Source organism: Mucilaginibacter sp. P4_G9, assembly GCF_056400985.1.
This window is the reverse complement of sequence record NZ_JBFUKF010000146.1, coordinates 1-12,600: the sequence shown is the minus strand read 5'-3', so window position 1 is coordinate 12,600 and position 12,600 is coordinate 1. Positions and strand designations below refer to the sequence as shown.

General features: G+C 40.8%; 15 protein-coding genes. 7 read left to right on the top strand and 8 right to left on the bottom strand.

The window, feature by feature from the left end:
- On the bottom strand, positions 1-265 hold a 265-nt coding region (locus AC1DPZ_RS13885), incomplete at its 3' end, for a cupin domain-containing protein (protein WP_477404295.1).
- Positions 266-783: 518 nt separating this feature from the next.
- Between AC1DPZ_RS13885 and AC1DPZ_RS13880 the strand changes: the two genes are divergently transcribed.
- The 3 genes from AC1DPZ_RS13880 to AC1DPZ_RS13870 are packed head-to-tail and all read left to right on the top strand — an operon-like array spanning position 784 to position 3,395.
- On the top strand, positions 784-1,590 hold the full coding sequence (locus AC1DPZ_RS13880; protein WP_477404293.1) for an MlaE family ABC transporter permease: 807 nt from the start codon (positions 784-786) through the stop codon (positions 1,588-1,590).
- 12 nt (positions 1,591-1,602) lie between these two features.
- The gene (locus AC1DPZ_RS13875) at positions 1,603-2,376 is read left to right on the top strand and encodes an ABC transporter ATP-binding protein (protein WP_477404291.1); all 774 of its coding nucleotides are present in this window, start codon (positions 1,603-1,605) and stop codon (positions 2,374-2,376) included.
- A 23-nt stretch (positions 2,377-2,399) separates the two neighbouring features.
- Positions 2,400-3,395: an MlaD family protein gene (locus AC1DPZ_RS13870; protein WP_477404289.1), complete on the top strand. Its 996-nt coding sequence runs from the start codon at positions 2,400-2,402 to the stop codon at positions 3,393-3,395.
- 516 nt (positions 3,396-3,911) lie between these two features.
- Here AC1DPZ_RS13870 and AC1DPZ_RS13865 read toward each other — a convergent pair.
- Together AC1DPZ_RS13865 and AC1DPZ_RS13860 are read right to left on the bottom strand one after the other, a co-directional pair.
- Positions 3,912-4,106, bottom strand: a complete 195-nt coding sequence (locus AC1DPZ_RS13865) for a hypothetical protein (RefSeq protein WP_477404287.1) — start codon at positions 4,104-4,106, stop codon at positions 3,912-3,914.
- A 526-nt stretch (positions 4,107-4,632) separates the two neighbouring features.
- Positions 4,633-5,028, bottom strand: coding sequence for a nuclear transport factor 2 family protein (locus AC1DPZ_RS13860; RefSeq protein WP_477404285.1), 396 nt, complete (start codon positions 5,026-5,028; stop codon positions 4,633-4,635).
- A 142-nt stretch (positions 5,029-5,170) separates the two neighbouring features.
- On the opposite strand from AC1DPZ_RS13860, the gene AC1DPZ_RS13855 reads away from it, so the two are divergent.
- Positions 5,171-6,181: an AraC family transcriptional regulator gene (locus tag AC1DPZ_RS13855; RefSeq protein ID WP_477404283.1), complete on the top strand. Its 1,011-nt coding sequence runs from the start codon at positions 5,171-5,173 to the stop codon at positions 6,179-6,181.
- A gap of 258 nt (positions 6,182-6,439) precedes the next feature.
- Entirely contained in the window at positions 6,440-6,832 is a 393-nt protein-coding gene (locus tag AC1DPZ_RS13850) for a DUF6896 domain-containing protein (RefSeq protein WP_477404281.1), read from the top strand.
- 95 nt (positions 6,833-6,927) lie between these two features.
- Here the strand turns inward: AC1DPZ_RS13850 and AC1DPZ_RS13845 are convergent, their stop codons facing one another.
- The 3 genes from AC1DPZ_RS13845 to AC1DPZ_RS13835 form a co-directional block, all read right to left on the bottom strand.
- Positions 6,928-7,287 (bottom strand): hypothetical protein, encoded by a 360-nt coding sequence (locus AC1DPZ_RS13845; RefSeq protein ID WP_477404279.1) that lies wholly within the window; start codon positions 7,285-7,287, stop codon positions 6,928-6,930.
- A gap of 242 nt (positions 7,288-7,529) precedes the next feature.
- A complete protein-coding gene (locus AC1DPZ_RS13840) occupies positions 7,530-7,889 on the bottom strand; it encodes a hypothetical protein (RefSeq protein ID WP_477404277.1) in 360 nt (119 codons plus the stop codon).
- The gene (locus tag AC1DPZ_RS13835; protein ID WP_477404275.1) at positions 7,886-8,530 is read right to left on the bottom strand and encodes a TNT domain-containing protein; all 645 of its coding nucleotides are present in this window, start codon (positions 8,528-8,530) and stop codon (positions 7,886-7,888) included. The genes AC1DPZ_RS13840 and AC1DPZ_RS13835 overlap by 4 nt, the downstream gene beginning before the upstream one ends.
- 272 nt (positions 8,531-8,802) lie before the next feature.
- Between AC1DPZ_RS13835 and AC1DPZ_RS13830 the strand changes: the two genes are divergently transcribed.
- Both AC1DPZ_RS13830 and AC1DPZ_RS13825 read left to right on the top strand, forming a co-directional pair.
- Positions 8,803-9,498: a hypothetical protein gene (locus AC1DPZ_RS13830; RefSeq protein ID WP_477404273.1), complete on the top strand. Its 696-nt coding sequence runs from the start codon at positions 8,803-8,805 to the stop codon at positions 9,496-9,498.
- 23 nt (positions 9,499-9,521) lie between these two features.
- Entirely contained in the window at positions 9,522-11,333 is a 1,812-nt protein-coding gene (locus AC1DPZ_RS13825; protein ID WP_477404271.1) for a hypothetical protein, read from the top strand.
- 141 nt (positions 11,334-11,474) lie between these two features.
- Here AC1DPZ_RS13825 and AC1DPZ_RS13820 read toward each other — a convergent pair whose 3' ends face one another.
- Both AC1DPZ_RS13820 and AC1DPZ_RS13815 read right to left on the bottom strand, forming a co-directional pair.
- Positions 11,475-11,816, bottom strand: a complete 342-nt coding sequence (locus tag AC1DPZ_RS13820) for a HopJ type III effector protein (protein WP_477404269.1) — start codon at positions 11,814-11,816, stop codon at positions 11,475-11,477.
- 267 nt (positions 11,817-12,083) lie between these two features.
- Positions 12,084-12,600, bottom strand: a 517-nt coding sequence (locus AC1DPZ_RS13815; RefSeq protein WP_477404267.1) for a hypothetical protein, incomplete at its 5' end; no start/stop codon positions are given.

The window sequence follows — 12,600 nt, the reverse complement described above, 5'->3', positions numbered from 1 at the left end:
CCGTAATCTCCTCGCTCTGGCATTGGTGCGTAAACCAGGCATGGTACAAATTAGGGCCCACCAGGGCCAGCTCCACATCATCAATCACCTCAATATGGCCGCCTACCACACGCCTGGCGCCTTTGGCATTAATAACCAGGTTAAGCTCATACTCATCATGGTAATGCAGCGGGAAATCGAACTTTTTTTTAGCTCTCGAAAAAATGGTAAAGCAATCGCTGGGGGTGAGCGGCGTTATTTCGCGCATCACATTACTTGCAGGCATAAATTGTACAGGTTTAAATAGAAGAAAATATTGATACGAATTTAACAAACAAATATCAACTATCCATCATTTTTGTAAATTTTGAATAATTTTCTTCAGTGTATCTCATCAACTTATCTGCCAGATCACCATAAAAAGCAGCTATTTTCCAGGCAATTTATGTGTATATAAAACATCAAAAAAATGAGAAAAATCATAGAAAAATCGAGAAAAATCTATAAAAAGTAGTCATTTATGCGACAAATTTTTACACTTAATTAACGCTCATATAAATTGTAACATTTAGGTTTGCACCTAAAATAAAATTTTAACTTTTAACCCAAATGGTCAGTACTTAAAGTACACAATTATGCGGGGTAAAGGCAGGCACTTAATTGATGCTATTAGGCAGCGCATAAAGCATTGGTCATAACAATTTAACATTATGTCCTATAATATATTCACAGCAAACAAATAGTGAATAATTGTTGTAGATTAACCATAACAAAAAAGAATCAAAAACTACTACCCCATATTTAATGGATACAGCAGAAAGCACACCGGCAGTAATAAAAAAAAGGTCGAAACTCAGGCAAAGTGTTACCGATTTTTTTATCAGCCTGTACCGTATTAACCAGTTCATTCTCCGCTTTTTCAGGGAGGCGTTTATGCCGCCTTTTGAGCTTAAAGAAGTAATGAAACAATGTTTTGAAGTAGGTGTACGCTCATTTACATTAATAACCGTAACCGGCTTTATTGTAGGGGTTATATTTACCAAGCAATCAAGACCGTCGCTTTCACAATTTGGGGCTCAGTCGTGGCTGCCGTCATTGGTTTCTATAGCCATTATGCGGGCGTTGGCTCCTTTGGTAACTGCATTGATAGCATCGGGTAAAGTTGGCTCAAGCATTGGCGCCGAGCTGGGCTCCATGCGTGTAACCGAGCAAATAGACGCCATGGAAGTATCGGGCACCAAACCTTTTAAATTTTTGGTGTGTACCCGGGTGCTGGCCACTACGCTTACAATCCCCATTTTATCAACCTATACCGGCTTTATTGCTATAGTTGGCGGGTTTTTAAATGTAAACCAAAACGAGGGCACTACCTGGAGCACGTTTATACAGGAAGTATTTGATCCATTAACTTATACCGATTTTGTGGCATCGCTTGTAAAATCCATTGTATTTGGGTTTACCATTGGCATAGTGGGCTGCTACCAGGGCTTTAACTCCAGCAAAGGAACCGAGGGTGTGGGCAAGGCCGCCAACGGAGCCGTGGTAACCGCCATGTTCCTGGTATTTATTGAAGAGATTATTATAGTACAGATAACCAGCTGGTTCCGTTAATTACAGGGAGATATGGAGAAGAAAATAGTAAAAGCAGACCACAACAACCCGGTTATCAGCGTAAGGGGACTCGAAAAAGCCTTTGAGGATTACGCCGTTTTGCGCGGTATCGACCTTGACCTGTACCAGGGAGAAAACCTGGTGGTGCTGGGCCGGTCGGGTTCTGGAAAATCTGTTTTGATCAAGATCATATCCGGCTTGCTAAGTCCCGATAAAGGCGAGGTTAATGTACTGGGCCATAACCTGGCCCACATCAGCGAAGAAGAATTACAGGCGCTGCGCATCAGGATAGGCTTCTCTTTTCAAAACAGCGCCTTGTACGATAGTATGACGGTACGCAAAAACCTGGAGTTTCCGCTGGTACGCAACCGCAAGGGCATTACCCGCCAGGAGATCAACACCGCGGTTGAAACAGTGCTTGATGCTGTAGGCCTGTCGCAAACCATTAACCAGATGCCGTCCGAGCTTTCGGGCGGGCAGCGTAAGCGGATCGGGATAGCGCGCACGCTGATCCTTAAGCCCGAGATTATGCTGTATGATGAGCCCACCGCCGGTCTTGACCCGATTACCTGCATCGAGATCAACGACCTGATTAACGAAGTACAGGAACGTTTCAACACATCATCCATCATTATAACACACGATTTAACCTGCGCCAAACAAACCGGCGACCGCATAGCGATGCTCTTAGACGGGCGCTTTCAGCGTACAGGCACCTTCAAAGAAGTATTTAATACCGACGATAGCCGGGTTAAACCTTTTTTTGATTACAACTTTATACAGTAAAAAAAAGACATTATACCATTATCATGGATTCATCAGAAAATAAAAAAGCAATTATAGTAGGCATATTTTTAGCCTTAGGCTTAATCCTGTTTATACTTGGCGTATTCACCCTTGGCGGCCAGCAAAAGTCTTTTGTAAAAAACATAAAGCTCAGCTCGGTTTTTAGCGATGTTGCGGGGCTAAAAAAGGGCAACAACGTGTGGTTCTCGGGCGTTAAGGTAGGCACCATCAGCGCGGTTAAATTTGTAGGCCCCTCCGAAGTGCAGGTTTTTATGAATATCGACGAAGCCTCCCAGCAATACATCCACCGCAATGCCCAGGCTAAAATCAGCTCGGATGGTTTAATAGGTAATAAGATCATTGTGATAGATGGCGGCAGTCCGCAGGCGCCCGAGGTGCAGGATGGTGATGTGCTACAAGCCGAAAAAATGCTGTCGACCGATGATCTGCTGAAAACACTGCAGGAAAACAACCAGAACCTGCTTGCCATAACCACCGATTTTAAAGCCCTGAGTCGCCAGATACTGGCCGGTAAAGGTACCGTTGGCGCTTTAATGGCCGATAATACCATGGCCAACCAGTTACGCGCCTCGATGCTTAACTTACAGGCAGCTACCCAAAGCGCGGCCCAAATGGCCGTACAGCTTAATCATTTCAGCAATAAAATGAATACCAAAGGTGGTCTTGCCGATAACCTGCTTACCGATACCGCTACCTTCAACAAAATAAGGCAGGCGGTAAACCAATTGCAAAGCGCCGCCAACAATGCATCAACCCTAACCAATAACCTCAACAAAGCCAGCGACAAGCTGAACAGAACAGATAACGCCATTGGTGTATTACTTAACGACCCCAAAGGCGCAGTACAGGTACAAACCACCCTAAACTACCTGCAACAAAGCTCCATCAAACTCAACGACGACCTGGAAGCGGTACAACACAACTTTTTCCTGAAAGGTTTTTTTAAGGATAAGGCGAAGAAGGCAAAAGCAGATAGTTTGAAAAAGGCGGGACAGTAAGGCTTACAAACATTATCGTCATTGTGAGGCTGGGTTTCGGGCCTCAAAACACCCATGTCATTGCGAGCGCAGCGCGGCAATCGCGAACGGTGCAGGTCCGCTCTGTATAGCATGCGATTGCTTCGTGCCTCGCAATGACATAGATTATATTAAAAATAGCGCTAATAATCAGCAATTTACAAACCGTCATTGCTTCGTACCTTATAATGACGTGTCTGTAAGCGATTGATTATCAATATACTTTTAAAGATGCTCCTCGTTGTGGGAGGTAGAATGATTGTTAAAAAAGGGCTGTCATGCTGAGCTTGTCGAAGCATAGCGGGTGAAGGCCTCTGCGCGCTACCCTTCGACAGGCTCAGGGTGACCGGCCCACTACTCGCAAAGCAAACACGTCATCCCCATTTTTTCCAGGATTTTCCTGGTACCTCCTCGCAATGACGRTTTGTTTTTTTATTTTTAGACAGCCTCTAAGGTGAGACATTTCGACCAGCCGGGTATAAAAACCAGGCTAACTATTTACTTTTCTGGCGGAGGTGTAGTATCAGGTGTACTGATTTCGGGTTTTTCTGCCGGCGGCACTTCCTGCGGTATATTTTCGGGTCCTTCTTCGGGTACCTGTGGCTCACCCGGATCGGTTGGTTGCCGTATTTCCGGCCTTTCGGGMGTAACCGGCATTTCATCCGGCTCTATGGGCATCGTTCTCTTTTTCATATGGAAACAACAATGCAGAATTAGCAATGTTTGCAAAGCCGGTGTGCGAATGCGTTTCTTGCCTGAACCTTGATTTATAGGATTAGGAGATTGCCAATTTATAACTGGGTCACAAGTCAGCCGGCGCGCTATTCCACATCACAAGACTTGCGCCAAGATGGTGCCGCCCACTAAATTGCCGGGCATTTTTTCGATTGATCATAAGCTTCTGGCATATAAAGATCGCCGACCAGAGTTAATCCTTCGCTTTTGAACTGAATTTTTTGTTTCATAATATTTACCGGAAGAGTTGCCTCTTGACCGTTTGTGACAAAATATATAAAATTAATTTTCGATGGCCATTATTTATAGGGATTGGCGTAGCTGAAATATGATTAAATGCTATATTATTGATGGAAGGATATGTATAGTGTTGAACAGGGTAGTGAGTATGATAATTTGCAGTTCTTGCAGGATATAATTTATATGAATTCTGTTAGATTCAACAAAACGCCCTGAAGAACTGCAAATTTATACCGCATTGATTTTACTTGCCCCAAAAATCATCTTCCTGCTCCTCGTCTTCGGTAAAAATTTMAGCTTGATGAATCTGGCCATTCTTAACAGTGTAGAGATCAATGTTTATTACATTCAGCAACTTCAGGGAATTTTGAGCCTGCCAGTGAAGTACACAGGCTACTTTGTCGCCATTTACGGAAATAGAATTGTACTCATTTAATTTTATGGTATTGTTTGATAATTCAAACATCTTCCCAACCATCTGAAATACTTCATCGCGGTTATTTTTTACACCAGACAATTGATTATTACCTGGTTGCTTCCACTGTATTTCAGGGTGTAATAAAGTTTCCAGTTGTCCCAAGTCGACAGCCTGAACTGCGTTTAAAAAATTTACTACTACTTGTTTTGTGTTGTTTTCCATGACAATTTATGAAGTTTAGTGATTTAATATTTTCAAAGATCAGATATTGAACCTTCCAGGAATTACCATTAAAAGAAAAAGGCTTACCATTTTACGCCAAAATTTGTTCGAGAATCTTAGGGATAGTAATTTTATCTGTACTATGGCTGACCAACAAAAAAAATTGATAATCGGATTATTAGGCTACTTGGCACAAAGGGAATGTTCACCTGATGATTTATGCCGGCTTGCGAATATTTCAATGAGCCAGTTAAGAAATGATGAACAACCACTTACTGAGAAGCAGATAAAAGATGTGTGGATTAATGCAGTCCATATAAGTAAAGATGATTTATTTGGTCTTCATTTTGGTGAATCGCTTCAGCTTTCTGCCCTTGGAATTGTCGGGGAACTTATAAAAACCAGCGACAATGTTGGTAGTGCATTAACCATTGCAGCATCATTTACACCACTGATAACCACCGCCTTCGTTTTAGCTATTGAGCAACAAAATGAAACATTTTCTATAGAATTTAAATCAGAAATTACCGATTGGCAACAGATTTCGTCTATTACACAGGTGTTGGATTTTCTGATGGTCTTTGTAATACATGAACTTGATGGACTGGTAATGCGTAAATTGCATCCCCTGGAAGTATCCATCGCCCGACCGATTAAATATAAGTCTGAATATGATAGAGTGATGCGTTGTAAAACGATTGCAGACGCAACATCAAATAGAATAACCTTTGATAAAGCATATTGGAATCTGGAAATTATAACTGCTAATTACGATATGCAACAGTTTCTCTTACAAATTAGTAGCAAGGCTTTGCAAATGAATGAAAATTCAAAAACTTTGAAAAGCCGCATTTACGACTATATGATTGCCAACTCATATTTAGGTGTACCGTCACTGGATGACGTCGCCTCGAATTTCAATAGCAGCGCACGTACCTTGCAAAGAAAACTTAAAGATGGCGGCATAAGCTTCCAACAACTGGCGGATGAGGTTAAGAAATCTATTGCAACAGACTATCTACAAACAGGGGATTATTCGGTTAAAGAAATATCATATATGCTTGGTTACAATGAACTCAGTGCGTTTACGCGAAGTTTCAAGCGCTGGACCGGCTATCCGCCTACAAGTTTTCAGCGAATAACCAGCAACTGAATCATTCCGCTAACCTCTGGTCGGTGTTTTCACCGCACCAGCCTAAGCCTGGATATTGCATCTAACACCCGATTATAACCGTAACAACTTTACATGATAACAGTGGCTATTAAAGCCTTTTTGAAAAACGGGATCATCAACAAATTGTCACTTATAATGATCCTGATTTAGAACAAGCGATGATTTTCTCACATAAATACAAGTCGATCAACTATATTTACACTCAGCACAATCCCTCAAATCTTAGAATTAATTTATATGGCCGACATTGAGAGATTGATAAAAGATTTTCAGAACTCTGTCAAAGAAGTAGTTGAATTATTCTACAAGAAATACAGCAGGAAAGATCTCCTGTGTGCATGGCAGGAAGGAATTTATCCTCAGACCGGTAAAATAGGCCCAACTGCCAAATATTCCTTTCACGGGTTAGGACTGGCCGTAGAATTAAACGATAAAACTATTGACTTTGACTTTGGGGAAGATGATCGTATCGATGGCTTTGATACCTGGAGGCTATGGARATTCGCCGACTCTCAAACAAAGTATAAAAAAAATTATACCAAACAGTTCATAGAGACCGAAATACTAAAGCTCGAACAAAGCAAAAAAATCTACAAGTTACCCGGGGAACATAATTACTACTATTCTTAGCTTCCTCCGCTGTTCGAAGTCTCCGACTTCGAACCACTATGAGCCATCATGATAATTTTAGCTGTGAAGTAAGCCGTCACATCCGTTACTGTCGCCTATGCTTCACTTTCATCATAATCAAGCTCCCTATAAGGCAAAAACAAGTATATAACAGCTCCTGTTTCTAACAGGCTTATAACGATATTAGGTAATTCTGACAGCACATTTTTCTTCAGCACAAATAGACTTATGATATACAGGGGAACAGATATTATTGATAGAAAGAGCAACCCCCACTTGGTCCATCTGTATCCTTTTCGTATTAAATGTGCGATAAGAATAGTGAGGACAAGAACGAGGAGTTCTTCGAGCATTCCTGGCTTAGGCTTAACTATAAAATAGGCAACCGCGCTAATAAACGCAGATGCTCTCACCAGGTTTGAGGCAACTATTAGGTTATGGTTGGTAGCGTTCATCTCTGATTAATTTAGGCCATGTAAGATAGGAAACTTTGGATAAGATCATTTCATTCTCCCAGCTGAAGCCTCCGACGAACAGCGGGAGGTGTTTCTATACCAGACTTTTACGCTTGAATAGCAGCGGTCCTATCACCCGTAAAACCCCTTCCTCCTCCTTCCCCAAGGAAGGAATCGCACATCCCCCGCTTTTTTAATCTTCCGAACACCTATGGAAACAACTCTAACAACGGATTCGATAGCTAATCAACTATCCAAAAGCCTTCCAGGTAAAGCATATAACGGCCGGGTTGAAATTCACCGTAGGCAAAAACAACTATAATATTACCTTTTTTATGATAATACAGCCTGAGGTTATTGCTGCCCTTGTATAGGTTCAGGAAGCCGCCATCGGTAACAAAAGCTCCGGTTTTTTTAATGAATTCAAAGTCGGCGGCACTGATAGCGCCTTGTAGCTCTTCGAGGGTATTATTGGCAAAGTCGTTCAGTTTTATGGCGGTGATCAGGCCGGTTTCACGGCTCAAATTGAATGTTTTGTGCAGTATCTCCTGTTCGGGGCCATCAAATATGAGCGACTTTGCCTTTTTATAATTGCTTATCATTTTTGGGGCCGTTCTTTATCTTTTTGTTCGGCAATATAGCCTCCTTTTTTCAGATCGTTGATATTATAAGGTAATTCATACTGGATACCTAAACCGGGCTTATTAAACCAGGGGATAATCTGACCTCTTTTTACACTGTCAATAGGCTTTACAAGTTTATAAACCCTGTATGGCGATTGCAAGCTTTTATCGGGTAAAGCGCGTTGCGGCAACGGCACACCTACAAATGATACAAAGGTGCCCTTGTCCTGGAAAACACTATCGGCATCGTAATAACCTCCATAGCGGTCAACCAACTGGCCGCCCTGCAGCGTAATTATTTTTAACGACAGCGCGCCACGGTTTGGGGGCCAGCCGCCATTGAGGTTGTTTGTGCTGAAAAACTGCTCCAGTTCGGCCCATTTTTCGTCTTTCCATAATTGCCAGGCAGTTTGAGCAAGCGGCTTTTTGGTGCTGTCGGCAAAATCGGCAACCGAGGCTACAAAAACACTAAACGAAACGCCGCGTACAAGGCTGTCGTTTTTGTGATGTTCCCTCCCTGAACCGGCTAAGTGTTTGTATGTTTTTTTGGATTGCGCCGTTTGCGCATCGACAACAAAAGGCAGCAGTACTGCCAACAACAATATTCTTATTGTTTTCATAGGACAAGATATTTGGTTTATTAATAAGCTAAAGATAATAATATGTAAATATTTTATCAATGCAAACCGCCATATTTATTTTTAATAATATGTTGGTGTTATTAAGAATATAAAGGCAGGTGTATTAACTACTAATCATAAAAACCACCCCGTCTATTATAAATAAAGATTTCGGAATAGTCATTTCGCTGCTATTAAAATTTCCAAATATTTATTAAATTGGCATCGGAATATGGCTAAACCCCTAACTCCGATAATTTAAACCGTCACAAGTGAAAAAAATTATAACTGCAATTTTTGCTTCAGCTATTATTTGTAGCGGCTGCTCTAAAAATCATACTGAAACGCCCGTAAATTCTAAAACATTTAAAGTTTCGTTCAAGCTGGCTATAAACGCTGTTATAAGCAGTACCTGGCAACAAGTTTTAGGCGGGCGGGCCAGTATAGGTTTCGCGGCAAAAAACACCGATACGTTAACCGTGTCTTCATTAACAGATAGCCTGGACCTTAGTAAGTTGTCCACTTATACCAAACCGGTAATTTCAGGTACTTATGATGTATCATTAAAAACAAAAAGCACAGCGGTAGCTGATACCTTTATAAGATTTAACGCGCTTGCTACAAATGTAGTGATAAATAAAGATGTTGCCATTAATATGCAGGCCACTACTACCGATGGTGTTATTACCATAAGCAAAAAACTTATAGATAGCACCACCGTACCAACATTTATCCCGGCCGGAACAAACACAACGTATAATTTAGGTGTAGCCAATGACTATTATTTTATTTACGTTTCGGGATCAAAGGCAGGCAAGGTAACATTTACCGAAGCCAGTAGCGGCGATCTTTTTATTGCCAACGTAACTGTAGCTGCAAATAACCAATACAATTTAACAGCAATTGTAACTAAAACCGGCTCGGTGGTTAAGCACACATATGCCTTTAAAAACAACAACCTAAATTAAGTTTTAGTGGAAACCTTATCGAAATGAAAAAATATTTTCCTTTAATAACAGCCATACTCTTTATATTTTCCGGGTGTGCAAAACACGATTCAACCACGGATCCTGTACCGGTTACGCCCCAGATAACCATTAAAGATATCAGCTACCCTACATTTATTAACAGTACCTGGAAAAACGTTGTAGGGGGTGACTTGGTGCTCGAATTTGATTTAAAAGATGCAAAGGATTCTGTTGCCTCCCGTGTAAAGGACAGCACCGATCTTAAAAATATTGCTACTTACGCCAAAATAGTTGATAAGGGTAAATATGATATAAATATATCTGCTGGAAACCCTTCGGCCGTTGCCGATACCTTTTTGCGTTTTAAAGGACAGGTTAAATCATATACGGTTGATAACAAAGAGGCTGTTTCATTAACCGTTACCAGTAACGACGGACTGATAACGATAGATCAGAAATTTATTAAAGATAAAGCCATTCCGACATTTAAGGCAGATGCCGGACCAGCTGTTTATAAACTCGGCCTTAGTAACGGTTTCTATTACCTCTATATAAAAAACGGGGTTCAAGGCGCTATCTCCTTTGTTTCAAAAGAAACCGGTCAGCTGGTTAGCAAACGGTTAAGCATCGTTACACTTAACCAATACAACATGGCAGTAGTGGCCAATAAAGGCACGTTGCAGGTTGTTTTTAGTCCGTTTGCCTATAACGATGTGTCTGTAGTGTCAAGCACACTGCTCACGTTGAATATAATAGGTGGCTATGCAGGCAGCACTGCTTATTTGGTTGCTACAGATGAAACCGGAAAGATATTAGCTGAAACGAAATATATACCCGGCACAAAATCTTTTAAACTTTCAACAACAGAACCATTTACTAAAGACCGTTTTAATTTTTATGAGATAAGAATTTCGGATGACATACACACAGTCCCCAATATCATCGGTTACCTGCAGGTAAAAAAGGGAAGTGTATACGTTAATACCCGAACTTATACTACTCCGCCTTTCTCAACGCTAAAGTTGCATTTAAAAAACGCATCTGGGTTTGATAAATTAGAAATAAGCACTGATATGGGTCGGGCAGAAATTAATACTCCGGCCGATAGTAGCTCTTTGCCACCAATACAATGTTCGAATAAAGGCAAACTATGGGTACAAATGTTAAAAAACAACAAGGTGACCTACAATTTCTTTACAATACCAGCCGGAACAACAGACTATAACCTTGATCTCAGCAAAGTAACCAGTTTGCCAATTATAAAAACCTATACCGCACCAGGCGACAGTTTTTATTTGAGTGTTTATGCTAAACAAGATAAATCATCAGATAACACATATGCTTTTGGCCGCATCAGCAGCAGTTCAAACCAGCTCGACTTTTATTACCCCAATGAACCTTTTCAGCAGTATACCACAGTTGCCAATTACAGAATAGGTGACTTATACTATTCCATTAAACAAGTACAAGCCGGCATCCCCACCAGGATCAATACTTTTGATCCCTCGTTTTTAAAGCCGGGAACATCAATGGCTAATTTCAAACCATCAATTACAGGCACCTCCGATTATTACTTTGCTAATTTTACCGATCTTACTTCTAACAAATATCTGCAACTTAGTTTATTCTCGCCAGCAGCGGGCTATCTTACACCTGTTAAACTCCCTGATTTTTCCAAGTACTTAGGGGTATCGTCTGTAGATCTGAGCGCATTGCTGTTAGAACAATTTGGACTTTACCAGGCGGATGGATTTAATGAGGCCCGGTTTTATTATGATCAGCCTGGAAGTGATACTAATTTAAGCAGCAAATCAGTGGTAGCTTATTACAAATAAATATTATTACCCCCCGCTGTTCGATCTCGACTTCGAACCATTATGCTTATGGTCGGTATTTTCACCGTACTATTGTTAGTTACTCGGCGTTCAAAAATCCCCCTATCGGGTATTTAAGTAAACCCAAGACCTAAACCGCTATTATCTCGCGGTCAGCGCCTCGCCTTCAAAAACAACGCCAGGCCAGCCATGGGCCATAAACTGCCTTATATTTTGATGGTCTGTTGCGTCGGGATTAGCCAATACCGACTGGTAATGCTCGGCAAATAAATAGAGTGTGTCTGCTGCGCTTAAGTTGTTGAGTTTGGCGCAGGCAAAAACTTTTGCACTCCCCTGGTTTTGTGTAGCCTGGTTGTAAACATCACCATTTTTAAAGGCCGTTGGTTGATGATTGTAATACGTTTCAATCAATTTTATAACTTCGCTAAACAGCACCGATCCTTGTTGGGATGCGGTAATTAACGTAAGTAGTTGCTCCTTCATTCAGAATAATTTTTTGCGAAAGTAAAAAAGAAAAATCAATTCCTGTAGTTCGAGGTCGGGGACGAACCCTATGCATGTAGTTTCCAAACTACATGATGCCCAAAACAAACAATCAACATGACGCTATTAATGCCCGCGTAATTAGATACACTTTAATATACACGGTATTTAAAACCGCAATACTATATTCAACAATTTGATGGTGTAAAGGGGTAATACCAAGGAAAACCGTGCAGGTTGCCGGCAAACCCGTTATTAGAACTGTGGTTAAATATGGGCCAAAAACCGCCGCTCTTTTAATTGATCGAGTGTTTTACGTACTTGTATTTTATCTTCAATTTCTGACGACATTTTTTTGAACCATTCGGAACTTTTTGTGCTGAAATAATTAATTTTCAGGCCCATAAGTTCACTAACTACTATCATGTTATGATTTCTATCCATGATTTTTTTGTCCGCTAAATCATAGGTACCTGCAGGAGTCAAATACTTTTTTAATATGGAGTTAATGACAAAATCCCTTTCCGGCCCGGTCTGAGATTGATAATTATGATTAACGAAAAACACCTTGTCCATATAAAAATGGATCTCGCACCTGACTTTAATATTATTTAGTTTCCATTTATATATAAATACAGTAATATTCTTTTCTTCGAAGAAAAAGAGCGGCTTTCCATATACCAAATTTACAAACTGGATATTCCTACCGAGCAAATTGGGCATGATACGAATATCGGTATGTAATGCCGTAAGGCTGTCTGTATCCCTATATAGACTAATATAC

What these genes read in the sequence shown, in the direction of transcription:
- AC1DPZ_RS13880 (WP_477404293.1), top strand. Translation starts at nt 784, where the DNA reads ATGGATACAGCAGAAAGCACACCGGCAGTAATAAAAAAAAGGTCGAAA.
- AC1DPZ_RS13875 (WP_477404291.1), top strand. Translation starts at nt 1,603, where the DNA reads ATGGAGAAGAAAATAGTAAAAGCAGACCACAACAACCCGGTTATCAGC.
- AC1DPZ_RS13870 (WP_477404289.1), top strand. Translation starts at nt 2,400, where the DNA reads ATGGATTCATCAGAAAATAAAAAAGCAATTATAGTAGGCATATTTTTA.
- AC1DPZ_RS13855 (WP_477404283.1), top strand. Translation starts at nt 5,171, where the DNA reads ATGGCTGACCAACAAAAAAAATTGATAATCGGATTATTAGGCTACTTG.
- AC1DPZ_RS13845 (WP_477404279.1), bottom strand. Translation starts at nt 7,287, where the DNA reads ATGAACGCTACCAACCATAACCTAATAGTTGCCTCAAACCTGGTGAGA.
- AC1DPZ_RS13840 (WP_477404277.1), bottom strand. Translation starts at nt 7,889, where the DNA reads ATGATAAGCAATTATAAAAAGGCAAAGTCGCTCATATTTGATGGCCCC.
- AC1DPZ_RS13835 (WP_477404275.1), bottom strand. Translation starts at nt 8,530, where the DNA reads ATGAAAACAATAAGAATATTGTTGTTGGCAGTACTGCTGCCTTTTGTT.
- AC1DPZ_RS13825 (WP_477404271.1), top strand. Translation starts at nt 9,522, where the DNA reads ATGAAAAAATATTTTCCTTTAATAACAGCCATACTCTTTATATTTTCC.
- AC1DPZ_RS13820 (WP_477404269.1), bottom strand. Translation starts at nt 11,816, where the DNA reads ATGAAGGAGCAACTACTTACGTTAATTACCGCATCCCAACAAGGATCG.